13 protein-coding genes and 1 pseudogene are annotated in these 18,523 nt (G+C 37.9%); 9 read left to right on the forward strand and 5 right to left on the reverse strand.

Going from position 1 to position 18,523, the window contains the following annotated elements; genetic code table 11:
• The coding region (gene miaE, locus MHN02_RS20085) for a tRNA isopentenyl-2-thiomethyl-A-37 hydroxylase MiaE (RefSeq protein WP_239247824.1) at window positions 1–595 on the reverse strand (595 nt) is incomplete at its 3' end.
• Window positions 596–820: 225 nt separating this feature from the next.
• On the opposite strand from miaE, the pseudogene MHN02_RS20090 reads away from it, so the two are divergent.
• Window positions 821–1,702: pseudogene (locus tag MHN02_RS20090) on the forward strand (ISAs1 family transposase); the annotation flags it as partial.
• Here the strand turns inward: MHN02_RS20090 and MHN02_RS21730 are convergent.
• From MHN02_RS21730 to MHN02_RS21840, 4 genes are all read right to left on the reverse strand, one after another.
• Window positions 1,696–2,718, reverse strand: coding sequence for a multiheme c-type cytochrome (locus MHN02_RS21730; RefSeq protein ID WP_269351519.1), 1,023 nt, complete (start codon window positions 2,716–2,718; stop codon window positions 1,696–1,698). The pseudogene MHN02_RS20090 and the gene MHN02_RS21730 sit on opposite strands and share 7 nt — an antisense overlap.
• Before the next feature lie 223 nt (window positions 2,719–2,941).
• Window positions 2,942–3,967, reverse strand: a complete 1,026-nt coding sequence (locus MHN02_RS20100; RefSeq protein ID WP_239247826.1) for an MBL fold metallo-hydrolase — start codon at window positions 3,965–3,967, stop codon at window positions 2,942–2,944.
• Window positions 3,968–4,063: 96 nt separating this feature from the next.
• Complete coding sequence (locus tag MHN02_RS20105) at window positions 4,064–6,493, reverse strand: TonB-dependent receptor (protein ID WP_239247828.1); 2,430 nt, start codon at window positions 6,491–6,493, stop codon at window positions 4,064–4,066.
• 277 nt (window positions 6,494–6,770) lie between these two features.
• The gene (locus MHN02_RS21840; protein ID WP_024017276.1) at window positions 6,771–9,473 is read right to left on the reverse strand and encodes a LuxR C-terminal-related transcriptional regulator; all 2,703 of its coding nucleotides are present in this window, start codon (window positions 9,471–9,473) and stop codon (window positions 6,771–6,773) included.
• 366 nt (window positions 9,474–9,839) lie between these two features.
• Between MHN02_RS21840 and MHN02_RS20115 the strand changes: the two genes are divergently transcribed.
• The 8 genes from MHN02_RS20115 (at window position 9,840) to MHN02_RS20150 (ending at window position 18,457) form a co-directional block, all read left to right on the forward strand.
• On the forward strand, window positions 9,840–11,429 hold the full coding sequence (locus MHN02_RS20115) for an arylsulfatase (protein WP_041702934.1): 1,590 nt from the start codon (window positions 9,840–9,842) through the stop codon (window positions 11,427–11,429).
• Window positions 11,430–11,587: 158 nt separating this feature from the next.
• Window positions 11,588–12,559, forward strand: coding sequence for a MoxR family ATPase (locus MHN02_RS20120; RefSeq protein ID WP_008305436.1), 972 nt, complete (start codon window positions 11,588–11,590; stop codon window positions 12,557–12,559).
• A 9-nt stretch (window positions 12,560–12,568) separates the two neighbouring features.
• Entirely contained in the window at window positions 12,569–13,501 is a 933-nt protein-coding gene (locus MHN02_RS20125) for a DUF58 domain-containing protein (protein WP_008305438.1), read from the forward strand.
• Window positions 13,501–14,067, forward strand: coding sequence for a DUF4381 domain-containing protein (locus MHN02_RS20130; RefSeq protein WP_008305440.1), 567 nt, complete (start codon window positions 13,501–13,503; stop codon window positions 14,065–14,067). Before MHN02_RS20125 ends, MHN02_RS20130 begins: the two co-directional genes overlap by 1 nt.
• A gap of 4 nt (window positions 14,068–14,071) precedes the next feature.
• Window positions 14,072–15,058: a VWA domain-containing protein gene (locus tag MHN02_RS20135; RefSeq protein WP_008305441.1), complete on the forward strand. Its 987-nt coding sequence runs from the start codon at window positions 14,072–14,074 to the stop codon at window positions 15,056–15,058.
• Window positions 15,059–15,299: 241 nt separating this feature from the next.
• Window positions 15,300–16,679: a VWA domain-containing protein gene (locus MHN02_RS20140; RefSeq protein WP_269822365.1), complete on the forward strand. Its 1,380-nt coding sequence runs from the start codon at window positions 15,300–15,302 to the stop codon at window positions 16,677–16,679.
• Window positions 16,672–17,964, forward strand: coding sequence for a BatD family protein (locus tag MHN02_RS20145; protein WP_015068507.1), 1,293 nt, complete (start codon window positions 16,672–16,674; stop codon window positions 17,962–17,964). Before MHN02_RS20140 ends, MHN02_RS20145 begins: the two co-directional genes overlap by 8 nt.
• Window positions 17,965–17,989: 25 nt before the next feature.
• On the forward strand, window positions 17,990–18,457 hold the full coding sequence (locus MHN02_RS20150; RefSeq protein WP_239247830.1) for an alpha/beta fold hydrolase: 468 nt from the start codon (window positions 17,990–17,992) through the stop codon (window positions 18,455–18,457).
• Window positions 18,458–18,523 lie beyond the last annotated feature (66 nt).

The following is an 18,523-nucleotide window of genomic DNA, read 5'->3' on the forward strand; positions in this document are numbered from 1 at the left end:
ACAACGACACATAAAAATCATTTAAACGCTTATCAACATGGGGTGCCAATACCGCAAAGCGCTCACACGAACGCGCTTCTATATAAGCCCCACATATCAATTTATCAATTAAAGCAGCTGGCTCATACGTTCTTACATGACGGAGCATACCACGGGCATAGCGACTCGAACCAACGGATTCATAGGCAATACCATACTCTTCCATGATTTCCAGAACCTGATAAAAATGGTGCAGTTCTTCCTTTATCAACAACACCATTTTATCAATTAAGTCTTGGCTGTAAGGCGCACCAGATTTGGGGATCATAGATTTGGTCAGCTTTTCGTGGTCAGCTAACGCTTTCCAGTCACCTTGTTTGCGGTAAGTGAAATCTTCGAATGGCTTCAACCACGCTAACAACGCATCACCACTGTCCTTATCCACGGCATACTTGCGAATAAGGTACATAGCTGATTGAGCGGCCTTTAATTCACAAACCAAATGGTCAAGCAATACTACGGGAAGGTTTTCTGATTTCTTAGCCTCGTCTACCCAAGCTACTGGTGTTTGGCATAATAAAAACTGATTGATTGGCTGTAGTAGTTGTTCTATCACGTTCGAATCTTTCACTTATTTTGATTGACCAATATTTTTTGCCACCCTTTGCATCGCGAGACTGATTCTTATCTTTCCGGCTTTGGGTTGGCTACGTCGAAATGGAATGATTAGAGTACAGGGCAAGATCATGAACATAAATCGTTCAATTGACGTTTGAATCGCCAACAACTCTGGACGATAGTAAGCGTCTGTGATCTTATACTCTCTTTTGCGGAGAGAGTCATGGAAACAGGCGCATTTGAACAGTTTTTTGGTGAGTTAGAAGATCCCAGACAGTCAGCCAAGGTAGCCCATCTATTTACTGATATTTTATTTTTGGTGGTATGTGCGTCCATCGCTGGAGCCAAAGGATGGGAAGATATCGAAGATTTTGGCGATCTGCATTTTGACTGGTTTGCCGCTAAGGGATTATTCAAGAACGGCTTACCGGTTCATGACACCATAGCGCGTGTGATATCGCGGATAGACAGTGGGCAGTTTCAGCGTTGTTTTATCGGCTGGATGCAATCGGTGGTGGAGTTATCCGAGGGGAAACTCATTGCTATTGATGGCAAGCGGCTTTGTGGCTCTTATAACCGGGAAAACAGGCAGTCGGCTATCCACATGGTTAACGCCTTTGCCTCAGAGAATAACGTCGTATTAGGACAGATTAAAACTCAGAGCAAATCGAATGAAATCACCGCCATTCCAGCTTTGCTGACTATGCTGGACATAAAAGGCTGTCTGATATCCATTGATGCAATGGGCTGCCAGAAAGAAATCGCTGAGCAAATTATTGATGGTGGTGGTGACTACCTTCTGGCCCTGAAAGGAAATCAAAAAGAGCTGCATGATGCCGTCCGTAAGGCGCTTTCTGGTGCGATAAATCAGGAAGTAATTTGTCTGGAAAAAGCTCACGGAAGAAGTGAAGCCAGAGCGTATCATGTAATGGAAGCGGGTTCGTTAACGGATAACTTCTGTGAATGGAAAGAACTGAAAACTATTGGTGTAGCACTGAGCTATCGGCAGACGAAACAGGGTAAAGAATCCCTTGAGTATCGTTACTACATTAGTTCTGCCAAGTTATCAAAAGCCCGATTTGCAAATGCAGTACGGAGTCATTGGGTACAGGTGGCGTTACCTTCATGTTTAAGCTTTAAAGTATGCGGATCATGGCAATTAGTACAAGTAACACCATTTTGATACATTTTACTTTGCTTGAACGAACCATATACATATACTTCATCAAAAATTTGCCCGTCAGGGTAATATAAAGGCGTATTTACTAATGACGATTGATATTGCTGATGATATGGCACTGATTCAGTGTGATCTGACAGTTGTGATCTTCGGCTATGACACTGAGCACATACTTCCACTTGCTGTGTTTTTTTCACTCGCGTTGTTGGAAATAGCTTACCTAAGTCATTAGTAGCAAATGCGGGTACTTTTGTTGAAATATCTTGGCTAAAGCCAAATTTATTTTTATTACTGTCAGGATTTTTTATTTTACTATCAGGATTTTTTACCCACGTTAAATGTTGCTCACTTCCCTGATGACAAGCGGAACAACTAACATTAATGATGTCATAACTCGACTGATATGAAAGTGTTTCTAAATCAAAGCCTTTCTTAAAGTTTGTACTGTGGCAATCGGCGCAGTTTTGATTCCAGTTTTGCCCCATTTGCGTCCAATGAAATTCATCTTCAGCATTAAGTTCAGGATAAAGGTTAAACCACCTTTGTCCACCTTCAGCTTTTGAGCGACTGTCCCAAGCGTAAGGAATAAATTGATACTTTCCTGCTCCATCACTAAACATATATTGTTGTAGCGGGTAATAACCAAAAGTATAAAGTAACTCTTTAGTTACTGGGCTTCCATCTACTCCAGGCATAGTTATTAAATACTTGTCGTCTTGAATCAGTAGCTTTATTTCTTCATCGTTTAGCTTAACCTTGCCTAAAGTAAAATCTCCCAAATTAGAGTCCGATGATACTTCAGCCATAGAGTGAAAATGGTGTGAGCTTTTCCAAGCTAGTGTTTGAGTTTGATGACAAGAAGCACAGCTTAAGTCTTTGTTAGCTTCACTTTTAAAACTAACAAATAATGAAAAGACAAAGAAACACCAAATTAAAACCATTGATGTTTTAAACCGAATTAGCAAAGTTATCCCTTAAAATTAATAAATTAAAACAAAACTTAAAGAAGCTTTTTAGCTATTACGCAAGATAAAATAAATTTATTGCCCAGTGCTCTTAAACACCCGATACACAAATAATGTGATTAACTACATGGTTGTAATGCTAACCATTTACAAAGCAAAGCTTATCAATCTATAAATTACTAATTCTACACAACTTAGCCTAAGCTTGTTGGAATAACTTTACACCTTGCTCATTAAGAGTCACTTTTAAGCGACCCGCTTTAACCAATATTTGCAAACTAGCTAATGCTTCACCAAATGCAAATAAGTCATTACCTGAGTCAACTTCACAGTTAAATAACACTTGATAAGTTTCATTAACTTGTTTGGGTTCTTTACAATGCAGATAAAGCTGTTCAAGCTTTTCTTTATGCCCATTAACTATTTTATTTAATCGGCTAACACCACCATAAAAAGCTAAACCATGTGCTGGCAAAATCAAGGTTTCATCTGTAATCACTGTTGATATGTGCTGTGCTGAATCAAAATATAATTGCATAGGGTTAGCATCAGGCGCGTCAGGCCAAATACTGATATTTGGCGTGATACTCGGTAATATTTGATCACCAGCAATAAGAATATCTAATTCCTGACAATAAAAACATGCATGCTCAGACGCATGGCCATAGCCCATCACTATTCGCCATTGATGATTACCTAAAGTAACTATTTGCTCATCTTGTAATACCTGACAAGGTGAGTCTACAGGGTAAATAATACTGCGAAAGGTATCAATATTCCTAAAATAAGCCTTTACTTGTTTTTGTCCTTCACCGTATCCAGTATAAAACTCATTGAGCTGATCTCTTGGTACACTTGGCTCACAAGAAAATAACATTTGATAATATTTGTAATCAGGCATTGAAATACTAAAACTAGGCTTGTGCTCTAGCTCTTCAAGTAGCCAGCCCACTAAGCCAATATGATCAGGGTGACCATGAGTACAAATAATGCGAGTGATTGGTTTACCTTTTAACTGGTTATTTATTACCGCAAGCCACTGCTCTTTGGCTTTTGATGTATTCGGGCCAGTATCAATAACAACCCAGCCATCAGTTTCTTCAATCAACCAAATATTTATATGATCAAGTGCAAACGGCATGCTAATACGCAGCCAATATAAATCTTCACAAACGTGGTGCAATTGCTGAAACTCTGGTGCTTTGTCTATGTAGTAATTCAACATATTTTGTTTTCCAAGCTAATAAATAGGCTAAAAAAAAGGCGACAGTAAAGTGCTTTAACACTTTACTTCGCCTTAACTTGCGAGCAGTTATTCGAGTTAGAAGTTAAAACCTACTTCAAAGCTTATACGACGTTTGTTTTGGTGAACACCGTTTGAATATGCACCAGCCACTAGTGGGATCTTAGTTAAATAAACTTGATAATCTTCATCAAATAAATTGTTAACCGTAAATGCCGCATGCCAATTGCTATCATCTGGAGTTAATGTCACACGATAGTCAACTAATGCGTAGCCGTCTTGCATCAAGTTTTGTTCATTACTTGAGTCAACCGTATGCTTTGATTTGTAGCTAACACTTAACATGTTAACTAATTCATAGCTGTCAAATACTTCTGTTACATGTTCAGCTGCAACGAAGGCTTTAAACTCAGGCACCCAAGGTAGGTTATCACCTGACCAATCACATTTACCATTAGCGTCAGCTTCACCATTATAAATCTCAGTTAAACTACAAGCTGCACCTTGGAATTCGTCATAGTAAAAGTCTAAGTACTCTGCGTTAGCAGTAATTTTTAAGTCGTCAGTAGCTTGCCAAATAAATTCAACATCAACACCTTTTTGAATTGATTTACCTGCATTACCTACGTTAAATCCAATAGAACCATTAAAAATCGACGTTTGTAGGTTGTCGTAAACACCATAAAAGGCTGCAACATTCAAGCGAACTGTTTCCCAGTCTGACTTAAAGCCCACTTCCCACGCTGATACACTTTCATCTTCAAATTCAGTATCTTCTGGCGTACCCGCTGAAGGTCCAGGTGATGTGCCAAGAGGGCTCGCTGTAACTGGGCCTTCATAAAGCGTATCAAAACCACCCGCTTTAGCACCATCGGCGTAATTTACATAACCCATAAAGTCGTCAGAGAAATGATAACTAGCACTTGCTTGTAACATTAAGTGATCTTCTTCGCGTACCATATCTTGAAATTCATGCGGAGCACCCACAGACTTTAAAACCCCCCAATAACTAAACAATGCAGGCGTTAAACCAGCAAATGGGTGACCTTCAGGGTATGGCGCTTCATCGTACGTAGAACCATCAATATCAAGTAATCTTAAACCTTGTGTTGCAGTTTTAGTAATATCGGTATAACGAACACCAAGCGTTAAACTCAATTTATCTGTTGGATTGTAGTCAAATTGCGTAAATATCGCTTGCTGTTCAGTATTCTGCCTTAAATAGTTTGAACGAGAGAATGAACCAAACTCTAATGGGCTACCAATTAATGTGCTTACATGAGGCATATAAAAGTCAACATCAAAACCTGTATTAAAATCTGCATCTTGATAATAAAGGCCTGCCATAATGTTTAATTGGTCGTTTATTTCAGTATCTAAACGCAATTCTTGAGAAAACTGACTGTAATCTTCAGGTGTATTTGTCGACATAAAGTTTGCCGGTGTCATATCAACATCAAGCGTATGATAATAATCATAATTACTGTCAGCAGTAATTGACGTTAATGTCATGTCGTCGTTAATGTTCCAAACCACTTCCAACATGGTTTCGTCACTGTCGTTATAGTTACCCGACGGACCATTGTTAAAAATGCTTTGATCATTACCTGTGTACATTTCACCAGTACCAATACCAAATGGTGCCAAAGGCGAATCAGCTCTTGGTGTAAAGTCTGGATTAACATGAGCGTAGATAGCTAGGCTTTCACCGTGCTTTTCAAAGGTAGCTTGCTCATGGCGAAGGTAAATATTGAGCTCGTCATTTGGTTCCCATACGGCACTGATACGAAACGCTGAATCTTCATAAGAGTTTTCAACTTTACCCGTATAATGGTTAAATGCCGCACCACCATTTTGATCACGCCACTTACCCGCAACGCGAACAGCAAATTCGTCTGTTACTGGTATATTTACACCGCCTAAAATTTGTGACTCTTCATATTCTGTTTCATATTTAACGGTAAAGTTACCATTTAGTTCATCACCAACTTCAGGACGCTTAGTAGCCATGCTTAACGCACCACCAACTGAGCTGTTACCGTAAAGTGACACTTGTGGGCCCTTTAATACCTCCACACGCTCCATATCGAAGAAACCTGAACGCAGTTGATTCATACGACCACGGTATACACCGTCTACATATGTTCCTACAGACTGTTCAAATGACTGGTTATCACCTGATGAAACACCACGAAGTGATAAACGTGAATGGTTAGCTAGTTGTGGCTGTTCAAGACCTGGAACAAACTTAGTAAGGTCGTTAACACTGTGTACGCCCATGCCTTCCATATGTTCGCCTGTTACCGCGTTAACACTTGAAGGTACTGTTTGAACTGACTCTACTCTTTTACGAGCTGTTACTTGGATGACTTCTAAGCCAGATTTCTCTTTGGCTTTTTCAGCCTGCTCACCAGCAGCTTCTTCTGCGTACAAGCTGCCTGAAAATAAGAATGAAACCCCGATAGCCGCCGCTAAGCGACTTTTTACAAAAACATTGTTGGTTCTCATAACTTTCCCGATTGTTAATTTCACTTAAATTTATTGTTATCTTTTATCAATAGTAGAGTCCTTTATGCGAAATTCAGGTCATATTCTGCTATTTAATTGTCTTAAATATAGCTAACGTTTTAAAATTTGATAGAAAAGTAACTAAGTTTTGTAGGCTCATATCCAAAACGACATTCAAGCTAGACCGTTATACATTTGGGGCTTTGATAAGTTTCTTTAGAATCGTTCAATGCTTTATCAAGTAGGTAAAAAGACGTCAAATTAAGCAAAAATAAATTTATAATAAACCAAGTTCTCGTGCTTTTGAGGTAGCTTGATTTCTTCTTTTAACCCCTAATTTTGAAAATAAATTGCTTAAATGCCACTTAACTGTACTTTCTGACAAGCTTAGTAACGCACTAATTTTGCTATTAGTATGGCCTTTATTAATGAGGTGCAATAACTCTTCTTCTCGCTTGGTAAGTGGTTCAATTAGCCTATTATTTACTTCTTCGTATTGCGCCGCGTTAGCTTCAATACCAAAAGCGGCTAATAAAGATGCTATATAAAGTGCTAGTTTAGAGTTATAGTCATCTAAGGTTTGGTATAACTCTTTTAATAGCTCGCTAATCACTTCGCCTTCATCAACAAACGTCCGAACAAACCCTTCATTTTGGCCTTGAGCTACTAATTTAGTTAGCAGCCTTAATGCTTGTCTATGTTCATTGCTCTGCTTTAACGCAACTACTTTTAAAACTTCTAATTTTAATATGCGATAATGGCGATTAGGTTGCGACTGCTCGATTGCATCAGCTATTTGCTTTAACGCTTTCTTGTATTGCTGGTTTGCTAACAAAAGTCGAATGCTGGTAATAGTATCAGCCTCATTGTCTGCAGCGATTGAGCACTGCGCTTTTTTAACCACTAAATTTTCGCTACTAATACGTTCAGCAATGTCGTTTGCTAATATGACCTCACCATTATTAAGGTGGATCCTCACCAGCTCCCACCGCGCAATAGCCGAAAGTCGAGGTAAATGATCGGAATAACCTATCTGTTCAAGTGTCTCAATTACTTTAATAGCATCATTAGTATTATTTTTTGCCAAATGAATTCGCGCCAAGCATAAATAACTTACTGCTAACCATTCTGGTAACGCAAACTGCCTAATTAACGAGAGGTTTCTTGTAAGAATAGTTTCGCAGTCATCTAACTTATTCGTTTCATATAGTAAACTTGTATACGCTGGAAGTACGCCATAAGCATTTGCTGACTCAATAAAGTCTTGCTGATAAAAATCTCTAAGCCCTTGCTCAGCTACTGCGAGTGCTCTTTTAAGTTTTCCTTGCAATAATAGAGCAAAAGCTTGAACGGCATGAGCATAAGTTACGGTAAAAAAAACATTATCTGATGATTTGTTTTTACCCATAAATTGCGTTAACGCCAACGCATTCATACCATCAATTCTTGCATCTTCAAATTTTGCTTGGCTTAAATGGATGTACGCTTGAATATTATAAAAACCAATTCTAACCAATGAATGGTTACTAGGTTGATTATCAGCCAACAATGCTTGTACTACGTTTAGCGTCTCATCATTATTGTCAGACATTATGCTAAACGATATTTTTAAAGACGTAAAAATACGCTGCTGCTCTTTAGTTAACTTATTAGCCTTTTGCCACTCACTAATTTGAGAAATATCCTTCTCAACCAATAATGTGCGTTTATAAAATAAATCAGCCCATGTTTTTGCTAAATACAAATTAATATGTTGATTTAATAACTCAGAAGAAATGCTATTTGTCCAATCAGCTAATGTATTAAACTGCGCTTTTCTTAACATAGGTAGAGCAAAGTCATCCATCATTTGAGCGGCAAGTTCATTGGCATTACCAGCTATAGCATGCTCTATTGCTAATCTTGGCCTGTTATTTTCTTTAAACCACTTTGCCGCTTTAACGTGCAATGGCTCTACCTGTTCTGCATAATCTCGTTTTAATAGTTTAATTAAAAAGCTTGCAAACAATTGGTGATAACTTAACCAAGATTGTTGTTGATTGGTTGACTCAATCAATATCGACTCTTCAAGATCTTCATTTAGCATTGTCGCTGCTCTTCCAGCGGAAAAAGTGTCAGCTAATAAATGCTGGCAAAGTGGCAAATTAAACTCTGACAGAATTGATGTCTTTACTAAAAACTCTTGTTGTTCAGCAGATTTGTGGTTAAAAATGTTTTCAATTAAATAATCATCAAACAGCTCACTGGTAACTTTTCCGTCTACCGTCAGTTGACTAAGTTGCTCTGGTTGTTTGATCAAAAAAGTAGACAGCTTTAATGCTGCAGGCCAGCCATCGGTTAATTCATATAATTTGCATATTTGTTCTTCATTTAGTTGAATATCACCAAAACGAGAAAAATATACTTTAGTTTGCTCAAAGCTAAATTTTAGCTCCGATGTTGAAACCTCTATTAAGTTATCTGCTATTTTCAATTTTGACAAAGCAAGCTTTGGCGCAGTGCGAGAAGCAATAATAATTTGCTGATGACTTTTTAAATGATTAAGGGCGTCACTTAAAATACTTAACGTTGACGGTTCTGTTATTACGTCAAAATTATCAAGAAAAAGATAAAAAGGCTGTTCATTATCAGCAATAGCCGACAACAATACATTTAAGTCGTCAGTATTATGTGGGTTTTCTTTTGTAGCTACTTTACTCGAGCCCGATACTGATGCATTACTAGCTTCACTAACCACTTGCAATAAACGTGATATATCATTGTCAGCTTTTTCTAAATTAATCCAAATTGTGCGGGCTTTTTTTGCTTGTAACCAAGCAAGGTATTGTAAAAGTAAGGTTGTTTTACCATAACCAGCAAGCCCTTGCACTATCGCTACATTACGTAACGGTTTTGCAGTTAAATGCTGAACTAATTCTGTCTGCTCTATTAAATGTTTGGTAATTACTTTAGGAGTAAATTTAGCTGCAGAAATTTGCACAAAGCGCCCTATTATTCATAATTAGTAATGTAGATGCGTCAAAGTAATACGCATATGCTAGCCCTACATTATTGATATTATTATACATTGTAGTTCTTTTTTTAATGAACAGAAACATAGTATAAAGTAATTTTCTAACGAGTATTTTATGTTTACTAGATATAGCCCGCACAGACCATTTTTTTGCTTGTTAAGACCAGCATGCCCTAATCAAAACATCTATAGCTAAAAACTAGGATAGTTTTAATCGGCTATTAATACGCTTTTTAGCTTGATAGAAATATTATAAATGTAGTTTAAATAAAATTCATAAAAACAAGCATATTCAAACTATTGAATAAACTTTTGCTCTATTAACGGACAATTATTTTGAAAATTATTACATCATTAAAAATACTTGCTAGCAGTGCTTTGTTACTCTGTTTAACGACTCCTGTACATGCAACAGAAGATCCTTCACGCCCTAATGTATTAGCGATATGGGGAGATGATATAGGCATGGATAACTTAAGCGCCTATACCATGGGACAAGCAGGTCACTGGACACCAAATATTGACCGTATTGCTAAAGAAGGCGCAATATTTACTGATTACTACGCAGAAAACTCTTGTACTGCTGGTCGCTCTGCATTTATTCATGGCCAACATCCAATGCGTACAGGCTTAACCAAAGTTGGCTTACCTGGTGCTAAAGAAGGCGCTCGTGAAGATGATGTTACATTAGCAGGTTTATTAAAGCCTCTAGGTTACATGACCGCCCAGTTTGGTAAAAATCATTTTGGCGATCAAGACAGTCATTTACCTACAAACCATGGTTTTGACGAATTTTATGGCAACCTGTATCACTTAAATGCCGAAGAAGAGCCTGAACATGAAGACTATAACCGATTCATGACTGCGGAAATGAAGAAGCGTTTTAGCCCTCGCGGCGTTATTCATTCATTTGCTGATGGACGTATTGAAGACTCAGGTCCATTAACCAAAAAGCGTATGGAAACAGCCGACGAAGAGTTTTTAGCAGCCACCATAAAGTTTATGGAAAAAGCGCACAAAGCTAAAAAGCCATTTTTTGCATGGTTTAATGCAACTCGAATGCATATTTGGACACATTTAAAAGATGATGTTAAAGGTATCTCTAAACGTGGCGGCCTATATGGCGACGGCTTGGTAGAGCATGATCGTCACGTAGGACAATTACTCGATAAGCTCGATGAGCTAGGCATCAGTGGCAATACAATCGTTATTTACACAACGGATAATGGCGCAGAAAAGTTTTCTTGGCCTGATGGGGGCACAGTGCGCTTCCGTGGCGAAAAAAATACCACTTGGGAAGGTGGCTTTAGAGCACCTGCCATGGTTCGTTGGCCAAATAAAATAAAATCAGGTCAGATAGTTAACGAACTAACCGCTCATAATGACTGGTTACCAACGGTTATGGCTGCGGTAGGTAATACAAATATTAAAGAACAGTTAAAGAAAGGGGCAATATTTAACGGTCGTCAATATAAAATTCATTTAGACGGTTACAACATATTGCCACAACTAATTGAAGGTAAAAATACTACTGCTGACGATAATACAAACTGGCCTCGTAAAAACTTTATTTATGCAACCGATGGCGGCAAAGTTGCTGCAATTAGAATGGGCGACTGGAAATTATTATTCTTAGAGCAAAAATGTAAGGGTTGGGAAGTATGGGCTTGTCCTTTAGTGGCACGCCGTCTACCTTTAATTTTAAATTTACGCCAAGATCCATATGAAGAAGCACCAATAAATGCGGGAGGCTATGATAGATGGTCGGTAGATCACTTATTTACTGTTGCTCCTGCGGCAACAGAAGTAATAAAATTCTTACAAACATTTAAAGAATTCCCGCCATCACAAGCACCAGCCGACTTTACCTTTTCAACGGTTGTTGAAAAAATGAAAATTTGGGAAAACGTGACATATAAATAAAAATCACAAAAAAAAAAGCAAGAGTTAATACAGCTCTTGCTTTTTCGTTCTACACTAAAATAAAAGCTTAGTTATGTAATTCATTAAAAACCATGTATTTATACACACTTTTGGCATTACAAATAAACTAATAACACCATTACCAATAAAGAATAAATATGGCCGAAAACATATTAGCTCAAATTAAAGCGCTTCAGTCAGAAGTAAACCAGTCAATTTTAGGGCAAGAAAAGCTCGTTAATGCCTTAATAATTGCATTGCTGACCAACGGCAACGTACTGCTTGAAGGATTACCTGGTACCGCTAAAACCCGCTCTATTCGCACCTTGGCTAAAGTGCTTGAAGCTAAGTTGGGGCGTATTCAATTTACGCCCGACTTGTTACCATCAGACGTTACAGGCACAGAAATGTTCCAAGATATCGATGGTAAAACTGATCTCTCCTTTAAAGAAGGGCCTATATTCAATCAATTAGTTCTAGCCGACGAAATCAATAGAGCTCCTGCAAAAGTACAAGCGGCATTGCTTGAAGCAATGGAAGAAAGACAAGTTACTGTGATGGGGAAAAGCTATCAATTACCTGATCTATTTATGGTATTGGCCACACAGAATCCAATAGAGCAAGAAGGTACCTACCCTCTTCCTGAAGCACAAATCGATCGTTTCGCGCTAAAAATTCAAATCGACTACCCTGATGATGAACAAGAATTATCAATAATTCGTTTAGTGCGCTCAGAAGAAGGTAACAAACAACAAGCGCCTATCAAAATACAACAAAGTGTTGTTTTTGATGCTCGTCAACAAGTATTAAACATACACATGAGTGAAGCGGTAGAAAAGTACATTGTCGCAATAGTGATGGCGACTCGTAAACCAGAACGCTACCCAAATAGCAATTTAAAAAACTGGATAGCAGTTGGCGCTAGTCCTCGCGCTAGTATCATTTTAGACAGGTGTTCACGAGCACAAGCATTCTTAAATGAAAAAGACTATGTAGATCCCGATGATGTTAGACAAGTAGTTTGTGACGTCCTCAGACATCGAATAAACCTAAGTTATGAAGCGCAAGCTGACGGAATAACTTCTGACGATGTTATTAACGAAATAATTAAGCAAGTCGCTGTCGTATAAACCAAGCCAATGAAAACAGTTAAAGCAATTGATGAACGCATACAAATAACGCTAAAACAACTTATGCGTTTAAAACACGACGCTCATGGCTTTAGCTTTTTATCTAATCAACCATTAAAAAGTAAATTAATGGGTCGTAAACGCTCTACCATTAGGGGAAGAGGTTTGGACTTCTCCGAGTTAAGAGATTATCGCCCAGGAGACGATATAAGAAATGTTGACTGGCGTGTCACTAATCGTATGGGCAAGCCCTATGTGCGCCTTTATTGTGAAGAAAAAGACCGACCTGTCATGATCATTGTCGATCAACGTTCAAATATGCACTTTGGCAGCCAATGGAAAATGAAGTCAGTTTTAGCAGCTGAACTTAGTGCGTTAATTGCATGGAAGGCATTAGATGAAGGTGATCGTGTTGGCTTTATTATATTGTCAGATCAACGTTACATTGAATGTGAACCAACTAGAAGTCATACAAAGTTTCAACAGTATTTAGCATTAATAGTTAAGTTTAATCAAATAATAAACAGTAACAGTGCCCAAACCAACAAGCCCATTTCAATGGCTGGCTTACTCAAAAAAGCTGAAAAGTTTATTACTCACGATTACTTGCTAATAGTTATTTCAGATTTTATTGACCCGCAGGCATCAATAATACCGAGCCTTGCAAAACTAACTCAGCACAACGACATTATCGCCTGTTACGTTTATGACCAACTAGAGCATGATATTCGCCCGCTAGAAAACCTAGTGTTAGGAGATGGCGAATACCAATTACAACTGTCAGCTAATAAAAAAGGTCTAACAGAAAAGTTTAATCACTATACCGAACAGAAGTTGTCTAACATGCAAACAACGTTTGCTAAACACAATATTCCATTATTGTCTTTTTCAACAGAATTTAACGTTGCTGGACAAGTTCGTAAACACCTAGGGGCAGCTTAATGTTAGATGCCTCATCAACAATCAATCAAAGTTTTGGCAATTTAGCATTGACCAACTTTAATGAGGCTCCAATGCCAGAAACCTTACCAATTTTACCTTTTGCCCCAGGGTGGAGCTACCTTGCAATAATATTTATTACTTGGTTAATAATCTTTATTATTCAAAAATTAATTTATCAAATTAATAACCACTATCGAAAAAGTGCACTATTGGCTTTAGCTGAACTAGCAAACTCTTCGTTAACCGAACAAGCGCGACTATATCAACTAGCAGAGCTAATAAAAGGAACTGCTCTTTATATTTTCCCTCGTGAAATTATTGCGCGACAAACAGGAAAAGATTGGTTTAATTTTTTAAATACTCATAATAAAAAACAAGTATTTGATAGTAATGCCCACCAACTATTAGGTGATAACCTATACCAAGTACCAAAAGAAGCGTGCACAGAGAAACAGTGGCACTCATTAATAGAACAAACCAAACTTTGGATCCAGCAGCATCCTTACGAAGGAGTGAATCCCGTCATAAAACCTTTTAGCTTATTAAACTTAGTTAAGAGCAAGTAACCTAATGCTTGAATTTGTATTCCCTTGGCTATTTCTTCTTCTACCGTTACCTCTGTTGCTACGCTTTCTTCCAGAATACCTACAACAAAATCAAATGGTTAAAGTACCATTTTTCAATAAGCTCATCGAAATATCAGGTGATAAAGCCAAGCTAGGGGCAAAAACACAACAGCCAAGCCGGTTACAAAAGTCTGTTTTGATCATTTCTTGGTTGCTTTTTGTATTAGCTGCTGCAAAACCTCAATGGTTGCAAGATCCAATAGTACAAACAAAATCAGCAAGAGATCTAATGGTTGCTGTTGATGCTTCAGGGTCAATGGCAACAACTGACTTTAAAGTGGCAAGTGATAATACAGTTGACCGACTAACCATGGTTAAGTCAGTGCTAAAATCTCTTGCTATGGAGCGTAAAAACGATCGTTTAGGTTTAATTGTATTTGGCTCTGCAGCCTACCTTCAAATGCCTTTTAGTGAAGACCATGCAACTTGGTTAACTTTACTCAATGAAACTGAAATTGCAATGGCGGGCCAAAGTACGGTAATTGGTGACGCCATAGGTATTGCAATTAAGCACTTTGAAGAAAGTGAAACAAAAAACCGAGTACTTATTTTACTGACCGATGGTAATGATGCAGGCAGCAAAGTACCACCAATAGACGCTGCAAAAATAGCTGCTAGCTACGGCGTTAAAATATATACAATTGCGCTTGGCGACCCAGCAACGATTGGCGAGCGAAAACTCGATAGTAAAACCTTAAAGCGCATCGCTGAGCTAACTGGTGGAAATTTTTATCATGCGATGGACACCAGCCAACTTAGTCAAGCTTACCTAAATATTGCCCAACTTGAACCGCAAACATATGACTCTATATCATTTCGCCCTAAACAAAGTATGCATCATATCCCTTTGATTACCTTAGTTATTATGAATTTATGTATGGTAGTGTATATACGTTCAAGAATAAAAGTTAAGGTGCCCTATGATCAGTGACCTGGCTTACTCGCAACTACTACAAAACTTTCACTTTTTAAGGCCATGGTGGGCATTGTTGATCCCGATACTCTGGTTATTGTTATCGAACAAAAACTCGAAGAAAAATGAAGACCAGCAAGCTAAAAAGGTTTTTGCTCAGCACATTTATCAAGAACTAACAGCAGAAGCTGGAAGTATCAGAAAAATATCTCCCTCAATTGTTGCATGGGTTGTAATGCTGCTAATTACCGTGATTTTAATGGGCCCAAGTTGGCAACGCCAGCCTTCTCCTTTTCTACAAGACAGCTCTGCTCTATTCATATTGCTTGATACCAGTAACTCCATGAATAGTGTTGACATTCAGCCTTCTAGACTTGAGCGAGCTAAACAAAAAGTATCAGATCTTCTCGCTGAACGCCCTGAAGGTTATACCAGCTTAATTGTCTATTCAGGCAGTGCTCACTCAATATTACCGTTAACAAACGATCACAATATATTAAGAAACTACTTGTCAGCTGTTACAACCAAAATAATGCCTCAGCAAGGAAAGTCTGTAGCTAATGCGTTAACTTTAATAAAACAAGCAACCATCAGCGACGATACACCCGTTACCGTTTTACTTATAACCGATGACATCACCGAACAAAGCCAACAGGCATTAACACGCTTTTCTGAACAACACCGCTATCAAATGTTAATTTACGGCATCGGCTCTACGAATGAAGAGCTTAGCGCAAAAGGTTTAACGCTTCCTTCATTAAACAATCAAAAGCTTAGTCGCATTTCAGATGAAATAGACGGTTTTTATCTGTCGGCAACAATTAATAAACAAGACATTCACCAACTAGTCAGTAGAATCAAAAGCTTTTATAACCCAATAAATGACAAACATATCCCTTGGGTTGATAGCGGTTATTGGCTTGTTTTTCCCGCAATGTTACTTTATTTACTGTGGTTTAGACGAGGCTGGACGATTCGCTGGTCAAGTTTTATTGTTGTACTTTGCTTATCACTACCAAGTACTCAAGGCCAAGCTGCTGAAAACAGCTTTGCTAATTTTTGGTTAACTCCTAACCAACAAGGACAACTATATTTTTATTTGAAAGATTATAAAACCGCTGCTGAGCGATTCGAAAATACGATGTGGAAGGCCACCTCTTATTACCTAAACGAAGACTTTGACCTCGCAATAGAATACTTTTCAAGAATAGATAGCAATGATGCCAAATTACGTTTAGCAAACGCCTACGCTCATGCAGAAAAATACTATGCTGCTGAGTCTATTTATCAATCGTTACTTGCCGTTTTCCCTAATAACCAAGCAATCATTGAAAACTTAGCGGCTGTGCAAAAAATAATTAAAGCTCGAGAGTCGTTATCTGAACATCAAAAACAAGAGCAAAATGAACGTTCAGATGATGAAACAAGTGATCAATTTAAACAGGCAAAAGGTAAACAAATAAAAACGAATCAACGTAAGCAAGAAGTTCAGCAATACAGTGCAGAACAAATACTAAAGAATGAGCAACTTGCCAAAATGTGGATGGAAAATCTACAAAAAAATCCGAGTAAATTTTTAGCAAACAAACTGCAAATACAAGTGAATAAGCAAAAACTATTAGGGAGTAGCAATGAGTAAAGCTAAATTACTTGCTCTTTTTTTGCTACTGCTACCTTATTCATTAGCACATGCAGCAACAACTATTGACGATTTAATCAGACAAAATGAGCTACAAGTATCTATTGAAGTTGTAAACGATAGACCTGTGATAGTTGGTCAAGAAGTAACGATAAAACTGCGAATTGCAACATCCACTTGGTTTAAAGGGTCGGTAACATTCACTTTGCCAGAAATTGATAACGCCATTGTTATCCAGCGCAGTAATTTTGGCCTAAATAGTAGCGAACACCTCAATGGTAAACGGTGGACGGTGCATGAAAAAGAGTTTTCGATATTTCCGCAACAAGCAACTAACTATATGGTTCCTGAATTTGAAGTTAGCATGAAAATTCATGTTATTGGTCAAGGTGATATTGAAGGAATCATACTAACTAACCCTATAGTCTTCAGCGCCTTAGTACCAAAGCAATTGCAAAATAGTCTTGATGAAAACAGCCAATGGTGGGCAGCTAATCACTTGGCTATTAAACAAGCTTGGGATAAAGATTTAACACAGTTATTGCCTGGTGATGCTGTCACTCGCACTATCACCATTGAAGCAGACGGCTTACTTGCCATGATGCTACCTGAAATAAACCACAATACCATTCATGGTTTACCTCATTACTTATCGACACCAGAGCTTATCGACAACAACAACCGAGGCAACAAGCTTGCAACGCGCATTCAAAAGTTCACTTATATCGTTGAGCAGCAAGGAAAAGTGGTTATTCCAAAAATCAAACTTGCTTGGTGGGACAATAACGCTCAAACCCTTAAACATGCACAACTTGATTCACAACCAATAGCCATCGGCTCACTTACTGTTGGGCAACAGTTTCAGTTGTATATAACTAAAAACCTAACCATATTTTTTTACCTATTATGTGCTCTATGCTTACTTATTGGTTATTTAGTTTTTATTAGAAAAAGAACTAATAATTCAAATCAAGATAAACACCGAACAAAAAAGATCAAAGCTCAGCTAAAACAAGCGATAAAAAGCAATGACCACAAAAGCTTTATAAAATGGGCTTATATTTACTTAGACACTGTTACTAAGTCTAACAACATAAATCTATTAACTAAGGAACTCAGCAGAGAAGAAAATTCGGCAACTAGTTCATTATTTGAAAGCGTTTTTTCGCCAGTATCTTCAGATAAACAAACTGATCGGCTCTCAAAAAGCTATCTCAAGGCGTTAAATAAAAATAGTAAAGTAATAACAAAACCTAAAACACCAAACATTAACCCTAAGGGTTGATCTATCTACTGAAGTAATAAAGATCATGAACATAACAACGCAATACATCGATTTAAATAGCGGCAAAGTTTTCGTAAAAATATGGACACCAGAATCTATAGAAAATAAAGCGCCTATTGTGCTATTACACGATTCACTTGGTTCAGTAAATCAATGGAAAGACTTCCCTCTTCAACTAGCAACTAAATTATCTAGACAGGTTATTGCCTACGACAGACTTGGTTTTGGGAGTTCAGACGCTAGAGAGCAATTACCATCTCTTAACTTTATAGAAGAAGAAGGCTTAGTTTACTTTCCTCAAATCAAGGCTAAATTAGGTTTAACAGAATATTTAGTACTTGGTCATAGTGTTGGTGGTGCAATGGCTATTAACATTGCCGCACAAGATAAGGAATGTTTATCAATTATAACCATTGCCGCACAAGCATTTGTTGAAGATCTTACAATTAGCGGTATTGAGCGTAAGCGTCCGCTAATCCCACCTAACGCTTAGTAAACTGCCATGGTAGTAGTTGATCGATATTGGTTTCGGGCTTGCTGAGCTGCTCTAGGCAGTCCA

This window comes from Alteromonas sp. CNT1-28, assembly GCF_022348345.1.
GTDB lineage: Bacteria > Pseudomonadota > Gammaproteobacteria > Enterobacterales > Alteromonadaceae > Alteromonas > Alteromonas macleodii.

Coding starts and splice junctions, on each gene's coding strand:
- MHN02_RS20130 (WP_008305440.1), top strand. CDS start 13,501: ATGTTAGATGCCTCATCAACAATCAATCAAAGTTTTGGCAATTTAGCA.
- MHN02_RS20100 (WP_239247826.1), bottom strand. CDS start 3,967: ATGTTGAATTACTACATAGACAAAGCACCAGAGTTTCAGCAATTGCAC.
- MHN02_RS20105 (WP_239247828.1), bottom strand. CDS start 6,493: ATGAGAACCAACAATGTTTTTGTAAAAAGTCGCTTAGCGGCGGCTATC.
- MHN02_RS20140 (WP_269822365.1), top strand. CDS start 15,300: ATGGGCCCAAGTTGGCAACGCCAGCCTTCTCCTTTTCTACAAGACAGC.
- MHN02_RS20125 (WP_008305438.1), top strand. CDS start 12,569: ATGAAAACAGTTAAAGCAATTGATGAACGCATACAAATAACGCTAAAA.
- MHN02_RS20120 (WP_008305436.1), top strand. CDS start 11,588: ATGGCCGAAAACATATTAGCTCAAATTAAAGCGCTTCAGTCAGAAGTA.
- MHN02_RS21730 (WP_269351519.1), bottom strand. CDS start 2,718: ATGGTTTTAATTTGGTGTTTCTTTGTCTTTTCATTATTTGTTAGTTTT.
- MHN02_RS20145 (WP_015068507.1), top strand. CDS start 16,672: ATGAGTAAAGCTAAATTACTTGCTCTTTTTTTGCTACTGCTACCTTAT.
- MHN02_RS20150 (WP_239247830.1), top strand. CDS start 17,990: ATGAACATAACAACGCAATACATCGATTTAAATAGCGGCAAAGTTTTC.
- MHN02_RS20135 (WP_008305441.1), top strand. CDS start 14,072: ATGCTTGAATTTGTATTCCCTTGGCTATTTCTTCTTCTACCGTTACCT.